The 15,606-nt window shown below is 44.3% G+C and carries 13 protein-coding genes and 1 pseudogene; 8 read left to right on the forward strand and 6 right to left on the reverse strand.

Going from position 1 to position 15,606, the window contains the following annotated elements; translation table 11 throughout:
- Positions 1–191 precede the first annotated feature (191 nt).
- Positions 192–2,552 (forward strand): Lon protease family protein, encoded by a 2,361-nt coding sequence (locus MD535_RS13080; protein WP_265675468.1) that lies wholly within the window; start codon positions 192–194, stop codon positions 2,550–2,552.
- 96 nt (positions 2,553–2,648) lie between these two features.
- Here the strand turns inward: MD535_RS13080 and MD535_RS13085 are convergent, their stop codons facing one another.
- Complete coding sequence (locus tag MD535_RS13085; protein WP_265675469.1) at positions 2,649–2,888, reverse strand: RNA recognition motif domain-containing protein; 240 nt, start codon at positions 2,886–2,888, stop codon at positions 2,649–2,651.
- A gap of 198 nt (positions 2,889–3,086) precedes the next feature.
- Between MD535_RS13085 and MD535_RS13090 the strand changes: the two genes are divergently transcribed.
- Genes MD535_RS13090 through MD535_RS13100 form a run of 3 tightly spaced genes read left to right on the forward strand, consistent with a single transcriptional unit; the run spans position 3,087 to position 5,427 of the window.
- Positions 3,087–3,362, forward strand: coding sequence for a hypothetical protein (locus MD535_RS13090; RefSeq protein WP_265675470.1), 276 nt, complete (start codon positions 3,087–3,089; stop codon positions 3,360–3,362).
- Positions 3,363–3,402: 40 nt separating this feature from the next.
- A complete protein-coding gene (locus MD535_RS13095; protein ID WP_265675471.1) occupies positions 3,403–4,194 on the forward strand; it encodes a metallophosphoesterase family protein in 792 nt (263 codons plus the stop codon).
- A gap of 60 nt (positions 4,195–4,254) precedes the next feature.
- Positions 4,255–5,427, forward strand: coding sequence for a winged helix-turn-helix domain-containing protein (locus MD535_RS13100; RefSeq protein WP_265675472.1), 1,173 nt, complete (start codon positions 4,255–4,257; stop codon positions 5,425–5,427).
- Positions 5,428–5,795: 368 nt separating this feature from the next.
- Here the strand turns inward: MD535_RS13100 and MD535_RS13105 are convergent, their stop codons facing one another.
- On the reverse strand, positions 5,796–6,776 hold the full coding sequence (locus MD535_RS13105; protein WP_265675473.1) for a hypothetical protein: 981 nt from the start codon (positions 6,774–6,776) through the stop codon (positions 5,796–5,798).
- Between the two features lie 282 nt (positions 6,777–7,058).
- Between MD535_RS13105 and ahpC (MD535_RS13110) the strand changes: the two genes are divergently transcribed.
- A complete protein-coding gene (gene ahpC / locus MD535_RS13110; RefSeq protein ID WP_265675474.1) occupies positions 7,059–7,616 on the forward strand; it encodes an alkyl hydroperoxide reductase subunit C in 558 nt (185 codons plus the stop codon).
- A gap of 258 nt (positions 7,617–7,874) precedes the next feature.
- A pseudogene (locus tag MD535_RS13115) lies at positions 7,875–8,213 on the forward strand (HopJ type III effector protein).
- Between the two features lie 511 nt (positions 8,214–8,724).
- Here the strand turns inward: MD535_RS13115 and MD535_RS13120 are convergent.
- Both MD535_RS13120 and MD535_RS13125 read right to left on the reverse strand, forming a co-directional pair.
- Entirely contained in the window at positions 8,725–9,375 is a 651-nt protein-coding gene (locus tag MD535_RS13120; RefSeq protein WP_265675475.1) for a hypothetical protein, read from the reverse strand.
- A 300-nt stretch (positions 9,376–9,675) separates the two neighbouring features.
- Entirely contained in the window at positions 9,676–10,296 is a 621-nt protein-coding gene (locus tag MD535_RS13125; protein WP_265675476.1) for a hypothetical protein, read from the reverse strand.
- A gap of 390 nt (positions 10,297–10,686) precedes the next feature.
- Between MD535_RS13125 and ahpC (MD535_RS13130) the strand changes: the two genes are divergently transcribed.
- Together ahpC (MD535_RS13130) and ahpF are read left to right on the forward strand one after the other, a co-directional pair.
- A complete protein-coding gene (ahpC, locus tag MD535_RS13130) occupies positions 10,687–11,244 on the forward strand; it encodes an alkyl hydroperoxide reductase subunit C (RefSeq protein ID WP_265675474.1) in 558 nt (185 codons plus the stop codon).
- Positions 11,245–11,504: 260 nt separating this feature from the next.
- Positions 11,505–13,097, forward strand: a complete 1,593-nt coding sequence (gene ahpF, locus MD535_RS13135; RefSeq protein ID WP_265675477.1) for an alkyl hydroperoxide reductase subunit F — start codon at positions 11,505–11,507, stop codon at positions 13,095–13,097.
- Positions 13,098–13,186: 89 nt separating this feature from the next.
- Here the strand turns inward: ahpF and MD535_RS13140 are convergent, their stop codons facing one another.
- Together MD535_RS13140 and MD535_RS13145 are read right to left on the reverse strand one after the other, a co-directional pair.
- Complete coding sequence (locus MD535_RS13140) at positions 13,187–14,155, reverse strand: chromosome partitioning protein ParA (protein WP_265675478.1); 969 nt, start codon at positions 14,153–14,155, stop codon at positions 13,187–13,189.
- Complete coding sequence (locus MD535_RS13145; protein WP_265675479.1) at positions 14,152–15,480, reverse strand: sphingomyelin phosphodiesterase; 1,329 nt, start codon at positions 15,478–15,480, stop codon at positions 14,152–14,154. The genes MD535_RS13140 and MD535_RS13145 overlap by 4 nt, the downstream gene beginning before the upstream one ends.
- Positions 15,481–15,606: the final 126 nt, after the last annotated feature.

A 15,606-nucleotide genomic window follows, 5' to 3' on the forward strand; every position in this document is an offset into this window, starting at 1 on the left:
TTGCTCATATGCATTGGCTGCTACGGATTGTGATGGTGTATTTAAGCACCGCGCTCGCATTGGGCACGAAATCGGAAACTACTTGATTGTGTAAAAAATGAACACTTAAACTGGTTTTTAGAGTAAGTCACTAAATTTTAAAAGTAATTCAGCTAAACTGAAATCATAACAAGAATGTTCAGGAGCGGGTTATGGCTATTCAAAGATTAGAATCCACATCGCTATACTATGCGGCAGAGTTGGAAAAGTTGCCTTGTAAATCAACGAAAGAACTCTCTCCTATTGATGAAATTGTTGGTCAAGAGCGGGCGCAAAAAGCGGTCGAGTTCGCTATGTCGATCAAAGAGAAGGGATACAACATTTATGCGATTGGGCAAAATGGTTTAGGGAAAAGAACCATGATACTGCGGTATCTCAGCCGTCATCAGCATGACAGTGAGGCGTTATTTGATTGGTGCTATGTTGCCAATTTCTCGGATACTCGTATTCCGCAAGTATTGAAGCTTCCCAGTGGTACCGGGACGCGCCTTAAGCAAGACGTCGAGAAGCTCATCGCTAAGCTGATGAAAGCGATCCCAATGGCGTTTGATAATGAACTTTATTATGGTCGGGCGGACAAGTTAAAGAATGATTTGGCTAGCGTGCAACAAGCCGAACTCGCGAAGTTGAGTGAAGAAGCTAAAGCGAAAGGGATTAGCTTAACCATTACTCCGCAAGGTGATTACCAATTTGTCGCTCTGAATGGTGAAGATCTGCATAGTGAAGAGTCATTCGATGAACTGCCTGAAGAGGAGCAGACTCGTTTTGGCGCTAACATCGACGAGCTAGAAATTAGTTTACGTGGTATGGCGCGTGAATTAACAGCGCTTGAAGAGACGTACACCGATAACATTCAGAAATTGAATGACGAGGTGACGCTAGGCGTGATTGCTCATCTCATTAAAAAGTTGAAAAAAGGCTACAATGGTTACACTGAAATCAAGCAGTACCTGACAGAGCTTCAAAAGGATATTTGTGAAAACGTCGATATCTTTCTTGAGGAAGGCAATGAGCAGGGTGAAATTGCTACTGCGTCACTGGATAAAAACTTCCCTCGTCGCTATAAAGTGAATGTGTTAGTGAAGCAGACCAGCGAAGAACTGCCCATCATCGTTGAAGAAAACCCTAACTACCATTCGCTGTTTGGGTATATTGAAACCGCAACGTACAAAGGGACGGTATTCACCGATTTCTCGCTAATTCGCGCAGGTAGCCTACATAAAGCGAATGGTGGTGTATTGTTGATGGACGCAGTAAAAGTGTTAGAACAGCCCTATGTTTGGGATGGTTTGAAGCGAGCATTGCGCTCAAGGCAACTGAGCTTTACTTCATTAGAAAAAGAGGTCACGTTGACGGGCGCGGTGTCATTAGATCCTCAACCAATCCCTCTTGATGTGAAGATCATATTATTTGGTGATTACCGAACTTACCAACTATTGCAACACTATGATCCAGAGTTCAGTGAGCTATTTAAAGTGACCGCGGATTTTGAAGATGAGATGAAGCGAACCGCTGATTCCGAGCTGCATTATGCGCGTTTTATTTCCAGTATTATTCACGACAACAACATGCTGCATTGCGATAGGAAAGCCATCGCGCGGATTATTGAGCACAGCTCTCGCCTATCGGGGGATCAAAAGAAACTGTCGTTGCATTCAGCCCACATCGCCAATCTATTGCGAGAGTCAAATTACGTGGCTCGAAATGCCAAGTCTAACCTGATTCGTGTCGGGCATGTTGAGCAAGCCTTGAGTTATCAGCAAATGCGAGTCAATCGCCTCCAAGATAGCGTAATGGAAGGGTTTACTAACGGTACAACGTTGATTCATACCCAAGGCGAAGCGGTTGGACAAGTCAATGCTTTATCGGTATTGAGTACCAGCGACCATATGTTCGGCGCGCCTAATCGCATTACTGCAACGACATCTTATGGTGAAGGTGATGTGATCGATATAGAACGTAGCGTCGATCTTGGCGGCAGTATTCACTCTAAAGGGGTGATGATCCTTACCGCGTATTTGTCTTCCGTATTCGGCAAAACAGCGAAAGTACCGCTGACCACAACGATTACGTTTGAACAATCATACGGCGGTGTAGACGGGGATAGTGCCAGCATGGCAGAGTTTTGTGCCGTGGTGTCGGCGTTTTCCGGCCAAGCTAACCGACAAGACATTGCCATTACTGGCTCTATGAATCAGTTTGGCGAGTCTCAGCCCATAGGTGGAGTAAATGAGAAAATAGAGGGCTTTTTTGACGTTTGTGAGATTAAGGGGCGACACTCCGAGCAGGGCGTCATCATTCCTCGCTCTAATGTCCATAATCTCATGTTACGCGCTGATATTGTTAAAGCTGTCGAAAAAGGTGAGTTCCATATTTGGGCCATTGACCATGTGACAGAAGCCGTTGAGCTATTTACTGGTAAGCAAGCGGGCACGCCATCGCTGGAAGGAAGCTATCCCATCGATACGGTATTTGGAATTGCCCAAGCACGTCTTAATGCTCTAAGAAAGTAACCGCAATACGTTGATAAAAAATGCCACGTTCTACACGTGGCATTTTTTTGTTTGGTATCTTGCCAACTGTCTTGCTGGCACAAGGTGACCTTAACGTTAACCTTCGGCGCGTTTTACTCGGATTTTGCTTTTGGCTACGTCGCTAAGATTCAGTGCCGCGATAGCTGCTTTCGCTTCATCGTCGTTTGGCATTTCAACAAAAGCAAAGCCCTTCGATTGACCCGTTTCTTGGTCTAGAACGAGTGTGCATTCGCCCACTGAGCCATGAGTTGAAAAAAGAACACGGATTTCATGCTCTGTCGTGGTGCGCGCAAGATTGCGAACTAAAAGTTTCATAATGAACCGTTTGATATAAGGATTACACGAGCGATTGTCTCAGGTTAGCCGGTGCAAACCAAGGGATTATTCATACCCGCCCCGTTTTATTATTCTGACTCTCGAAAGCGGACGGTTATTTTTGAGCAATGGCTTATCTCAGAGTAGACTGTCTCCTATGAGATTTTTGATAAAACGACAGATTCGAAAGGGGAACAGGTGAGTATTCATCGTCATAATATCGTGGGTGGGCTTTTTGCACTGATTGCCCTGTTTTTGAGTGTCTTTTTTATTGTAGAGGGCTCTCAGTTTCCTATTTACCAATGGATCCCAGAGGCGTTTAATGGCTTGGTATTTAGTTTTGTTTGGGGATTTGGCGTGTCGAAGTGGGTAGGCAGTGCTTATGCTGTGATGAGTTTTGTCACCATTGCTGTCGTGAGCTTTGCTTGCGGACATAAAGTCAGTCGTATGCTGAGTTCTGATCAAGTTGAATAGTCCGTGCTAAGGTAGGCGCAGAAACACAAGGAGTGTGTTGTTGAAAAAATTTGCAGTGATATCAGATATACACAGTAATGTGTATGCCTTAAAAGCAGTAGTCGCCGATGCTCGCGCTAAAGGAATAAGCGAGTTTATTAACTTGGGCGATATACTTTATGGGCCTATCGCACCTCGTGAAACGTATGAATATTTACGGACATTGAACGCACTGACAATTTGCGGTAACCAAGATCGTCAGATCTTTCAAGCGACAGACAGTGAAGTGCAAGCCAATCCAACCATGCAGTTTATCTTGGATGACTTAGGGGCAGAGCCATTAGCGTGGATGCAGCAGCTCCCTTTTGATACACATGCTTTTCCTGACACATCAACTCCTCCCAATACCTTCTCCCTGCCCAGTGGCATTTATGCCTGTCATGGCACGCCTAGCGATGATCTTACCTACTTGTTAGAGGACGCTTCTTCTGGACGTGCCGTCGTTCGCGCTGATGGTGACATCATTGAGCTATTGGCTGGTGTGACCGCGCCTATCGTTCTTTGTGGGCATACTCATTTGCCACGATGTGTTCAATTATCGACAGGGCAATGCGTTGTGAATCCGGGAAGTGTCGGTTTGCCTGCTTATGAAGATGATGAGCCCTTTTCTCATGCGATGGAAACGTATTCCTCTATGGCGTCTTACGCAATGCTTACCCAAGCTGAAGATGGGGGCTGGAATGTGTCATTGAATAAAGTGGTTTATGACGTATCGAAAGCCGTCGCCGCTGCTCGTGAACAAGGGCGTATGGACTGGGTTCACTTTCTGACAACAGGGCGTCGTCAGGAGTGAGGGAGGGCTCACTCGCATTATATTTACGTTAACGTCGAGTCCTTGGACTTTGCGGCCACAATGAAAGGAGCACATGTGGTTTATTCTGAGAAATTATCGATATCAGAGGCACAAAAGTTGGTGCTACTGTCACAGTGGCTGCCTGCTAAATATCAAAAGGGTAAAGCGCATGACGCGACTCTGTCAGCGATTGAACATCTAGGTTATGTTCAGATTGATACCATATCGGTAGTTCAACGTGCCCATCACCATACCTTGTGGAACAGAAATCGCCGCTATTTGCCAGAGCATATTGACCAACTCACCCAACAACGCGCGATTTTTGAATACTGGGCTCACGCCGCCGCGTATCTGCCAATGCGTGATTATCGTTTCAGCTTATTTCGCAAACAAGCATTTAAAGAAGGGCGTTTGCGCCATTGGTATAACCACGACCGAGCGTTAATGGAACAGGTACTGGAGAGAATTAGAGAAGAAGGTCCCTTAATGGCAAAGGATTTTTCGGGGGCCAGCAATAACAGCAAAGGTTGGGGGAGTAAGCCTACTAAGCAAGCGCTCGAGTGCTTGTTTATGCAAGGCGATTTGATGGTTAGCGAACGGCGTAATTTTCATAAAGTCTACGATTTGACGGAACGAGTGATCCCCATAGATACTGACGTGAGCGTCCCATCGGAGCAAGAGTATGCGCGCTTTTTGGTCACTCAATATTTGCGGGCTAACGGTCTTGGACGCGTTTCTGAAATGACCTATTTACTCAAAGGATTAAAAACGGCGGTCTGCGGCGTGATTGATGACATGCTCGAAGAGCAAACGCTGGTCACCATTGAGGTAGAAGGACATCATTATGTCGCGTGCCTCGGTGCTATTGACCAATTGAAGCGTCCAATATCACGAACGAAGGCCGTTATTTTATCCCCCTTCGACAATTGCCTTATTCAACGTCAGCGTCTAAAAATGTTATTTAATTTTGATTATCTTCTTGAGTGCTATGTGCCAAAAGAAAAGCGCCAGTTTGGCTATTTTTGTTTACCAATATTGTGGGCGGGAGAGCTGGTGGCAAGAGCGGATTGTAAGGTCAATAAAGCAACCGCAACGCTTGAAGTACTGCATTTAGCCTTAGAGCCAAAGTTAGTAGAAAAAGCGGCCTTTATGGAGGCGATTGAGCAGGAACTACAGCAATTTGCTCGCTTTAATGCGTGTGATACGTTCAAAATCATACGGGTCACTCCGTAAAGCTTATCACTTGAGCACTTTTCAATAGCAAAAAAAAACGCAGCGGGTTAGCGCTGCGGAATATAAAGATAGTAATCAAAACCAGAGGGCTGAGTTTCCGGTTGAATTCTCTATAGGATGATCGGCTACTTTGTGTAGTAGTACTTGGATCTTATCGGGATCCATCAGTTTGAAGAATTAGACTAAAGAGGTATAAATAGTATGATACTTACAAACTTAGATTGCATCTTTGTCGTGTGCTTTTAGTGTAAACAAGTATGTGACGATTATTGATAGGTAGTCGCTTAGGTCCTTAGGGTTATTTCTCCTAGAACGCAACGTTGATCTTGCTCTAAGACTGATATCTGATCACGGTGGTGAAGGTGTCGCTATTGGTCGGTTAATAAGCCGTATTGCTTCAATTCACTTTGGCTCATTGTATGTATACCGTCAAATGGCGCCGCAGAAAGGGTATAAAAATAGAATTTAGGGCCTGTTTCCTTGCCCAACATCTTACTGAAATAGGTAAGTTGGTCATGGTGCGCAGGATCGCTTGTTTTTAATTCACTGGCTGTTTTACCATCATCCGAACAACACCAAGAGTGCACCCCAACGCGCGCGCCGGGTTCTATCGTTCTGATCACACCAGCGCTGAACAGATCGACGCCTCCTGAATAAGCAAACCCATTCTCGGGGATCGTCGTATTCAGGCCTGCATTTCGTAGTAAGTTTCCAGTATGTAAGTTGATATCGTCATTCAATGAGCCTCGAACGGCTTTGATGACAATAGTGTCGACTTGTTGGTGGTTTTGAACAATATCTTTCAGCTGTAAGTAGGTTTTCGTCCCTAGCTCGCCTGTCAGTAATGCTTCGTTAGCATCGAACTTGAATTGGCTGGTGCCTGCATCAATGAGGGAGTCATTAAAGTTGAGTGTAAACTCAGTGCTAGGGTCGCCAGCATGGCTTAATGTGCCGCGGTATCGATAACCATCGTCAGATTCATCAAAGCTGACGTGAGAAGACACCCACACACTGTCTGCGTTATCCATTGGATCGACATTACTGTGTTCGTCATCAAACGCCCCTTTCAGTAAGGTTACGTTTTTTCCGGGACCACTTTCAAAATTAAACGATATGTACACCAATCCTTTTGAGTAACGAGCGACTAATGCGTCTTCGGTAATTGTTGCGAGAGTAAGCGGATAACGCTGTCCGTCGTATTTAATCCACAACTCTTGCTGTTTCTGTTGGAAGGTATGGATATAGCGATTGAGTTGGGATTCCGGTATTGCATTGAGATGAAGTTCTGTAGCCCCTGCAAAGAGAGGAAAAGAGAGAGTGATCAATATTAATTGGCTGAGTGCTTTCATTTTGACATTCCGTTGCTTTTTTAATCAAGTTAGCAAAGGTTCGTGTTGCCGTCTGTACAGGTTTGTTTAGTCGTCTGTACAGGTTTGTCAGAGTTTGAAACCATAAAGAATGGCGTCGACGTATTTCAAACAACAGCATGGTAATGTTTTGATAGGATTTGCCAATCAAATAGATAGGAACAGACGAATTTCCTAAAACTCTCCAATGTTGCAATATACCTCCATCGGCGCAAAACAGCGCTTAACCTTCTAAAAAAGAACACGTTAAGAGAGAGCGATATTATGATTAACACGACTATCAAGCCATTTTCAGCAACGGCATTTAAACAAGGCGACTTCGTAGAAATCACCGAGCAAGACGTGAAAGGTAAGTGGGCAGTGTTCTTCTTCTACCCAGCCGATTTCACATTTGTATGTCCAACAGAGCTTGGTGACCTTGCAGACCATTACGCAGAGCTACAATCGCGTGGCGTAGAAGTGTACTCAGTATCCACAGATACTCACTTTACTCACAAAGCATGGCACGACAGCTCAGACACAATCGGCAAAATCAATTACTACATGGTTGGCGACCAAACGGGCAACATCACCAATAACTTCGGTGTGATGCGTGAAGGCCAAGGTCTTGCAGACCGCGCAACGTTCCTAGTTGACCCAGAAGGCGTGATTCAAGCCATGGAAATCACAGCAGAAGGCATTGGCCGCGACGCAGAAGACCTAATGCGTAAAGTCAAAGCAGCGCAATACGTAGCGGCTAACCCAGGTGAAGTTTGCCCAGCAAAATGGAAAGAAGGTGAAGCGACATTGGCTCCGTCTTTAGATCTAGTTGGCAAAATCTAAGCGAGCATCTTAAGTTAGCGAATACCAACTAACTACGAATGAGTTTAAACGGAAGTTTGAGTCCGTGTTACACGCCCCAATATCGCCTAGCGAATTGGGGCGTGTGCTTTTGTGGCAAAGCAAAGGGGCTGTTCCAGGTGATAAGCTAGCGGCGAGCTCGTAACTGTCCGTCACAAGTTTTTCTGCTTTTGTATCGCCACCTTATATTTATCTGATGATATAGTGCGGTCTCTTATCAATAGAGAGGGACGAGATAATATGGATAAATTTCTAGAGTTGCTGGCGACAAAGCCGAATGAAGTCATGTTTGAGCAGACGATGCAAGTGATTGACGAACATTTTGATTTTAACCCAGTCAGCTTTGTAAACTGAGACACCGAAAACCAAGCAGGCCAAAATAATGGGTCTTGCAAGATTTTTGCTTTTGCTCAGAGACAGGGATTAGATGAGTCATCTACGCTGGCCTGTTTTGGTCAATTCTATCGTGATGACGTTTTAAAGAATCCAAACGGCAGCGACCATGCCAACATTCGCAACTTTATCCAACACGGTTGGGCAGGCATTCGCTTCGATGGTGTTGCGTTAACAGCTAAGTAAGCCGTTGACATGATTTATGTCAAAATACAGGCTCATATACACAACCATCAAACCATCAGTAAACAATACTATCTTGCTCACCTTAGAGGTTAAGTTGAGCGAGATGCTATTATGTAATGACAGACTGAACTTGGTCACTTAGATAGAGGTATAATCTGACTTTAATTCCGTATTTTTGGAATGACTAAATGTAGGTCAAATTATACCTCCGTGAACTGAGTGGCTAATCGGTCGTAGTTCATAATGGTACAAAAATGCGTTAGCTAAGATCGAGTTAGCACACCACACCTTTGGACTATTATTTACCCGTGAGTTTCCTAGATTAGCAATTCATGAATAACTATTAGTATGGAAAGTTGCGTAACTTGGTGTCCAGTATTAATAATACGTAACGGCATCAACGTGAGCTATTTAAAGAGGTAGTTGGTACTTTTGTGAATTTATTAAGAAGAAAAAGATAACCAACTACCAAAATAGGTCAGAGCTATCAATGCGTAAGTCCTATTATTATCTAGAACTGCTCACATTGACCTTGGCGTGTTTTTTCATCAAAAATATACTTGAACTGAGTTACACCCGAAAATACAAGATTCTCTGAACATGTCACGTATTCTGTAGTAGTTTGATCGTAGAAACCTACTTGTTTAATTGTATTGCCATATAAAATACCAATTGATGACAGAAATTTATTATTAGGAGTATATAGCTGACTTTGCTCTTTCTTTAGGAAGCCAAAGATTGAATCGGCAGCATAACCCCATCCCGCATCAAAAGCTGGGTAAATATCATTCAGAGAATCGTTCTGTAAGACGATTCTCTCTGGTGGGCTGTCAAAAAGTGAGGTGCAATTCCCACCGTTTGATTGATATTTTCCATCCTCACTAAACATAAACGTGTAATTACAACCATAGGGTGCGTAAGTACCACGAGACGTAAGCATTTGGTACTCTTCTTGACCTATAATCATTTTAACATTTGATGCTGTCGGCCTGAATGAGTAGCCAATACGCCCGTTTGCATTAGTGTATGGTTTAATATGATTTGTGCCATCATATATCTTTATGTCTTCACCTAAATAATCTTCAATCCATATAGTGTCAGCGAAAGCAGCTGACGTAGATAGTGAAGCAAGGGTTGCTAATAGCGTTATATTAATTTTCATGACCAATTACTCCTAAAGGTATTTGCCCTTTGTTGGGCAGATAAAGTATAGGTGTGCAGGTGCATATTGGTAGAGGAAAGATGTAAAACTATGTGTGTAAGTGGTGGTAAATGTTACGGCATGTGTCTTTTGGGGGTGGGGCATAGGTTTTACTGTGGAAACAAGCCCATTGAAACTCACTTTTGGACAGAGATGAGTTAGCGCTACATGCAGATTTAGCCACTCAACGCGCTTGGATATAATGCCATTTCTCTAGGGAATGGCGACGGACTTTCTTTGGGCATGTGACTCACAATGGAGCTACAATCTTTTTTCATAGCTATGGTCACTGCCTTCCGATTTATTAAAGCCAACTTGTATTAAATAATCGCTATGCTCAGAGGTGCTTGCCGTTGCTTTAAGCACACTTATTCCTCGACTTTTTATTAGTTCAGGGTTGGTTTGATAAAAATAGTAAGCCAGCTTTAAGTCTCGATATTCAGGAGTCACGTAATCTAGTGACACGTTGAATACTCCATTATCTTGCTTAGTCCCGACTAGAAGACCGGCAATGGCGTTATTTCTTAGCAGATAAAATGCTGAGTTTCCTGCTCTCAATTCCTTTACGGTGGTCTGTTTTTCGATATCTTTAGCATTGGTTGAAACAAAATGCTCGAAGTATTCAGAATCGATGGTGGCCGCTACTAGTTTGAATTTATCTTTCGACCCCGCAAGCTGGTAAAGGTAGTAGACATTGATGCAAGCAATACCAAGATTCATCAACATAGTTGGATAAGAGTTAATAAAATAAGCAAATGCTGCAAACAGTAAGCAACCGATGAAGTTAATCACTCTTAGCTTGACTATTGATGTCATCGTTAGCGAGATAAGCACCACGAGCGATGCCAGATAACCAAACCATTCAACCCAATCAAATTCCATAGCACTGTCCTTGTGTCTTGGTTTTTTATAAAGATAGCAAATGACTCATCACTCAGTCAGATCTCGCTAACAGTTATATCAACCTTGTCACAATTAGGCCCAAAAATAGCACGCGACTTTTGTTCTAACGCGGAAGACCGGGAGCAAGTTTTGCTTGTTGCTACTCATATCTTTTATATGCCAAAGTTATCTGACTATCTCTTTTATTCCTTTACGCCTTTCCATTTCGTAAGGGCTTCTCTCTAGCCGCACTCCTTTAATAGGAAACTCCTATCAAATAGATAGGAACAGACGAATTTCTTAAAACTCTCCGATGTTGCAATATACCTCCATCGGCGCAAAACAGCGCTTAACCTTCTAAAAAAGAACACGTTAAGAGAGAGCGATATTATGATTAACACGACTATCAAGCCATTTTCAGCAACGGCATTTAAACAAGGCGACTTCGTAGAAATCACCGAGCAAGACGTGAAAGGTAAGTGGGCAGTCTTCTTCTTCTACCCAGCCGATTTCACATTTGTATGTCCAACAGAGCTTGGTGACCTGGCAGACCATTACGCAGAGCTACAATCGCGTGGTGTAGAAGTGTACTCAGTATCAACAGATACGCATTTTACTCACAAAGCATGGCACGACAGCTCAGACACAATCGGCAAAATCAATTACTACATGGTTGGCGACCAAACAGGCAACATCACCAATAACTTCGGTGTGATGCGTGAAGGCCAAGGCCTTGCAGACCGCGCAACGTTCCTAGTTGACCCAGAAGGCGTGATTCAAGCCATGGAAATCACAGCAGAAGGTATTGGCCGTGATGCTGAAGACCTAATGCGTAAAGTAAAAGCAGCGCAATACGTAGCGGCTAACCCAGGTGAAGTTTGCCCAGCAAAATGGAAAGAAGGTGAAGCGACACTTGCTCCGTCTTTAGACCTAGTTGGCAAAATCTAAGCAGGCGTCTTAAGCCCACCAAGAACTCGCTAACCACAATGAGCGTTAGCAGAAATTCGAGTCCGTGTTGCACGCCCCGCTGTCGCTTTTATTGTCTCTACCATTGGCAGATAAAAGTGGGGGCGTGCAGCCCTTAAACAGTAAATATAGTTATTAACCAAACTATAGTTATTAACCCAACATCAAAAGGGTCTCTTTTTTTATTCATCCCTTTTTACATTCCTTCTGATGTTAAGCAGTCTTATAGAGTAGGTATCGTTATGTTAGATCAAGCAATGAAGCAGCAGCTAAAAGCGTATTTAGAAAACGTAAAAACCCAAGTTCAATTGGTTCTCAGCCTTGATGACAGTGATACAGCAAGCAAGATCCAGTCTCTTGCCGATGACATCGCATCACTAAGCAGCAAAATTGACGTCGTTCGTGACGACGCTGCAAGTCCGCGACAGCCTGTGATGCGCGTTGTTAACCCAGAAAAAGGCACGGCAATTGGCTTTGCTGGCTTGCCAATGGGTCATGAATTTACCTCACTTGTGCTTGCGCTGCTGCATACAGGTGGTCACCCAATCAAACTCGAAGCAGAAACGATTGAGCAAATAGCGCAGCTCAACTCGCCACTTGATGTGGAGATTTTTATCTCGCTATCATGCCAAAACTGCCCAGAAGTGGTGCAATCTTTCAATATGATGGCTGCCATTAACCCACTGATTAATGTCACTATGATTGACGGTGCCGCATTCCAAGATGAAGTGAAGCAGCGCGATATTATGGCGGTGCCAAGTGTCTTCATTAATGGTGAGTTATTTGGTCAGGGCCGCATGTCGCTAAACGAAATCTTGAATAAAGTGGATACTGGTGCCGCTGAAAAGAAAGCCAACCAACTTAATGAAACCGCACCTTTTGATGTTCTGGTTGTTGGTGGTGGTCCTGCGGGTTCATCTGCCGCTATCTATGCGGCGCGTAAAGGCATTCGCACCGGTGTGGTTGCCGATCGCTTTGGTGGTCAAGTCATGGATACCATGGCAATTGAAAACTTTATCTCAATGAAATCCACTACCGGCCCGAGTTTAGTCGCGAGCTTAGAAGAGCATGTAAAAGAGTACGGGGTTGAAGTGATTACAGAGCAACGCGCAGCAACCATTATTGATGCAGAAGATACCGAAGACGGTTACACGCATGTGGTATTGGAAAGTGGCGCAGTACTCAAAGCTCGCTCTGTTATTACCAGTACTGGTGCACGCTGGCGTGAAATGAACGTTCCGGGTGAGCAAGAGTATCGTAATAAAGGTGTGGCTTACTGTCCTCACTGTGATGGCCCACTATTCAAAGGCAAGCGTACTGCGGTTATCGGTGGTGGTAACTCAGGTATTGAAGCCGCTATTGACCTAGCTGGCATCGTTGAGCATGTTACCGTGCTTGAATTTGCCGACACGCTTCGCGCTGACCAAGTCTTGATCGACAAAGCAAACAGCACAGCTAACATTGAGATCATTACGATGGCTCAAACCACGGAAGTACTGGGTGATGGCACGCGGGTTACTGGTCTTGAATATAAAGACCGTAATACGGATGAAATTAAGCGTGTTGAGCTGTCAGGTATCTTCGTTCAAATCGGTTTGGTTCCAAACAGTGAATGGCTAAAAGGATCAAAAGTAGAGCTGTCACCTCGTGGCGAAATCGAAATTGATGCGCATGGCGCGACGAGTATGAAAGGTGTATTTGCGGCGGGTGATGTTACTACAGTGCCATACAAACAAATTATTATTGCGATGGGCGAGGGTGCGAAAGCAAGTTTAGGGGCGTTTGATTTCTTGATTCGTAACCCTGCACCAGTGAAGCAAGCTGAAATCGCGTAACTCTAATCATTGATAAACAAAGCGCTGTCCGTATCGTCGGGCAGCGCTTTATTGTGTTTAGCCAGTTAGCCAGTTAGCCAGTTAGCCAGTTAGTCGGCAAAGAACTCTCGTCGAAAATTGGCTATCTGCTGTTGGTGGTGCTGCTGCCATTGCAATGCCGACAAATTCGCGTAGATAGTCGCTCGTTGTTGCGATAATTCTGATTCGAGTTGCTGTAATTCGCTCTGATAATCCCGAACAAGTGACTGTTGTTGTGTGACTTGATGTTGCCGAGTGTCGATAGCATCACTTTCAGCTGGGGTTAGATAAGTCTGCTTGAGCTTGTTTACTATTGCTTGTCGTTCTGCTTCGTCTATGGCGTTTGGAATCAAAGCAACAGCACGCTCAAACTTAGCTTGATTGCTGTCTAGTCCAAGCGCCTGTTCTTTACCCTGCCATGTTTGCAATAGTTCTTCAAATGATGCTAGGTAATTTTGGATAGGTTCATTGTTAAGCTGTTCGGCTTGTAAACTAAAATCATAGAGTGCAAATTCATCGTCTAAAATCACGCTAGCTAATGGACCCCAAATCCTGTGAGCGTCGGCCTTCAATTGCGCAATTCTAGACGCTAAAGTCTGCTGTTCATCGAACAAGAGGTTACCAATGCTCTGTTGCCATTGGTTGTTTAATTGCTGGAAGTTCTTAACCAGTTCATAGCGATCGTGGGACAAATATGTTTCCAATTCGGATAACAGGTTGTCGCAGTTTTGCTCAGATATGCAGGTACGCCAAAAACCGTCGATTTCTCTGACGAATGCTCGTCCTTTGAGCGTATTCAATTGCTCAGCGAGGGTTGGCATCGTAGCCGATGTCTTGTGCACTGGCTGTTTCATCCCCTTCGCGCCCCCTATCGTAGAAAAAGCTGGGGCGTCATAGTCTGGACGGGGCGGCTCATCCGCTATGATGGCAGTGACGATTTGGTTTTCACTTTGTTGCTTTTTAGTCGAGAACAAACTCATCGACAGCAAAGCTGTGCCCGCCAATACGACGGACACAATGATGAGAGAAAATCGTTTCATGGTTTAATCAAGGCAGTGACAGGAAAGTGATCGGATAGGTTGTAGTGTGTCCACAAACTATCAGCGGTCGAACGCGGTACATCAACGCGGTTATCATTAAACGACTTTTTACCATATTCGTTGCTGACCATGACGTAATCTAAGTATTCGACGTTCTCACCTCCGGATAAGGCTTCACCAGCAAAGTTATTAATACGTGGGTCGAAGGTGGAAGCGGTGTAACCGGAATAGCTAGGTTCTACGGCGCTCAGATTCGCGATCATCTGTTGGTAATCACCGGGGAATTTGAGTTTATTGACGTTAAAATCACCACTGTAGATAACGGCTTCATTGATTGGAATCTTGAGTGATGTTGCCAGTGCTCTTATTTGCTGGAATTGGCGCTGACGGTACTCACGCGCCGTGTCCGTATCAAAGGATGCAGTGTGAGTGGCAAACACGTGGTAAGCCTGACCTCCTTTGATTACCTCAGCGTAATTCACGCCTTTGTCTGCGAAACAGTCGGTGCCTGTGCAGTCTGGGAAGACGTATTGTGCTTCGTTTACGATAGGGTAGCGACTGACGATGATCACGCCTCCGTCATAGATGTTGAAGCCGTCTTTATCGAGCATTTTTGTTTGGTATGGATACTCCTTGGCCAGTTCTCGCAAAAACGCTTCACGGCCGCTTGCAAACACTTCTTGCAGTGCTAATACGTCATAACCTTTGACGTATTCCGGAATCAGTTGGTAACGATCGCCAATATGCGAGGCAATGGCTGGCAGTGCCCAGATATTGTAGGTCATCAACTTAAGATTTTGTTCGTTGTCGTCGACCTTTTCAATGATTTTCGTTGGTGTGATGGTGTAATGCAGATCGTCGTAGCGTGCTGTGCTCGTAGATTTAAACGCCAACTCTGCGCGTCGCGAACCAAATGAGTCGGTACTAGCACGGTGAATATTTCGGTCATCTTTTAAATCTAAGGCAACATCGACGGCTGACATACCGTACTCAATGGTTGAGTTGTACCAGTGGCCCTCCATCAGTTGATTTAACGAAACGCTCTCTCCTTGAGGGTTGGAAACGACGGTTTCAAATCGGTACGTTTGATTGGATTTCACGCCTTCCCAGCGATTAAAACTCAGTACTGATTTGGTTTGCCAAGGCCCAAGCTCTTGCACATGCTGTTGCCACTCATTTCCGTACTGAAGTAAGTCACTGCCTTCATGTGTGACTTGTATTGTTAAAGGCTGGTCTGAATTGTTCGTTAAGTAAACATCGGTGTCTGCCAAAGTTGGCATGGCAACGAAACCACTTAACAAAAGACACCACTGCGAAAATTTCATCTTGTTATCCATAGTTGGTATTAGAGCCATAGTTTGTATTAGCGACATAGTTGGTATTAGCGACATGGTTTGTATTAGAGCAATAAGTCTGATTTACAAATGTTACTCAAGCGTTAAATTTTAATT

The sequence above is a fragment of the Vibrio qingdaonensis genome, assembly GCF_026191675.1.
Classification (GTDB): domain Bacteria; phylum Pseudomonadota; class Gammaproteobacteria; order Enterobacterales; family Vibrionaceae; genus Vibrio; species Vibrio qingdaonensis.

What these genes read in the sequence shown, in the direction of transcription:
- MD535_RS13080 (WP_265675468.1), top strand. Translation starts at nt 192, where the DNA reads ATGGCTATTCAAAGATTAGAATCCACATCGCTATACTATGCGGCAGAG.
- MD535_RS13085 (WP_265675469.1), bottom strand. Translation starts at nt 2,888, where the DNA reads ATGAAACTTTTAGTTCGCAATCTTGCGCGCACCACGACAGAGCATGAA.
- MD535_RS13100 (WP_265675472.1), top strand. Translation starts at nt 4,255, where the DNA reads ATGAAAGGAGCACATGTGGTTTATTCTGAGAAATTATCGATATCAGAG.
- MD535_RS13105 (WP_265675473.1), bottom strand. Translation starts at nt 6,776, where the DNA reads ATGAAAGCACTCAGCCAATTAATATTGATCACTCTCTCTTTTCCTCTC.
- ahpC (WP_265675474.1), top strand. Translation starts at nt 7,059, where the DNA reads ATGATTAACACGACTATCAAGCCATTTTCAGCAACGGCATTTAAACAA.
- MD535_RS13120 (WP_265675475.1), bottom strand. Translation starts at nt 9,375, where the DNA reads ATGAAAATTAATATAACGCTATTAGCAACCCTTGCTTCACTATCTACG.
- MD535_RS13125 (WP_265675476.1), bottom strand. Translation starts at nt 10,296, where the DNA reads ATGGAATTTGATTGGGTTGAATGGTTTGGTTATCTGGCATCGCTCGTG.
- ahpC (WP_265675474.1), top strand. Translation starts at nt 10,687, where the DNA reads ATGATTAACACGACTATCAAGCCATTTTCAGCAACGGCATTTAAACAA.
- ahpF (WP_265675477.1), top strand. Translation starts at nt 11,505, where the DNA reads ATGTTAGATCAAGCAATGAAGCAGCAGCTAAAAGCGTATTTAGAAAAC.
- MD535_RS13140 (WP_265675478.1), bottom strand. Translation starts at nt 14,155, where the DNA reads ATGAAACGATTTTCTCTCATCATTGTGTCCGTCGTATTGGCGGGCACA.
- MD535_RS13145 (WP_265675479.1), bottom strand. Translation starts at nt 15,480, where the DNA reads ATGAAATTTTCGCAGTGGTGTCTTTTGTTAAGTGGTTTCGTTGCCATG.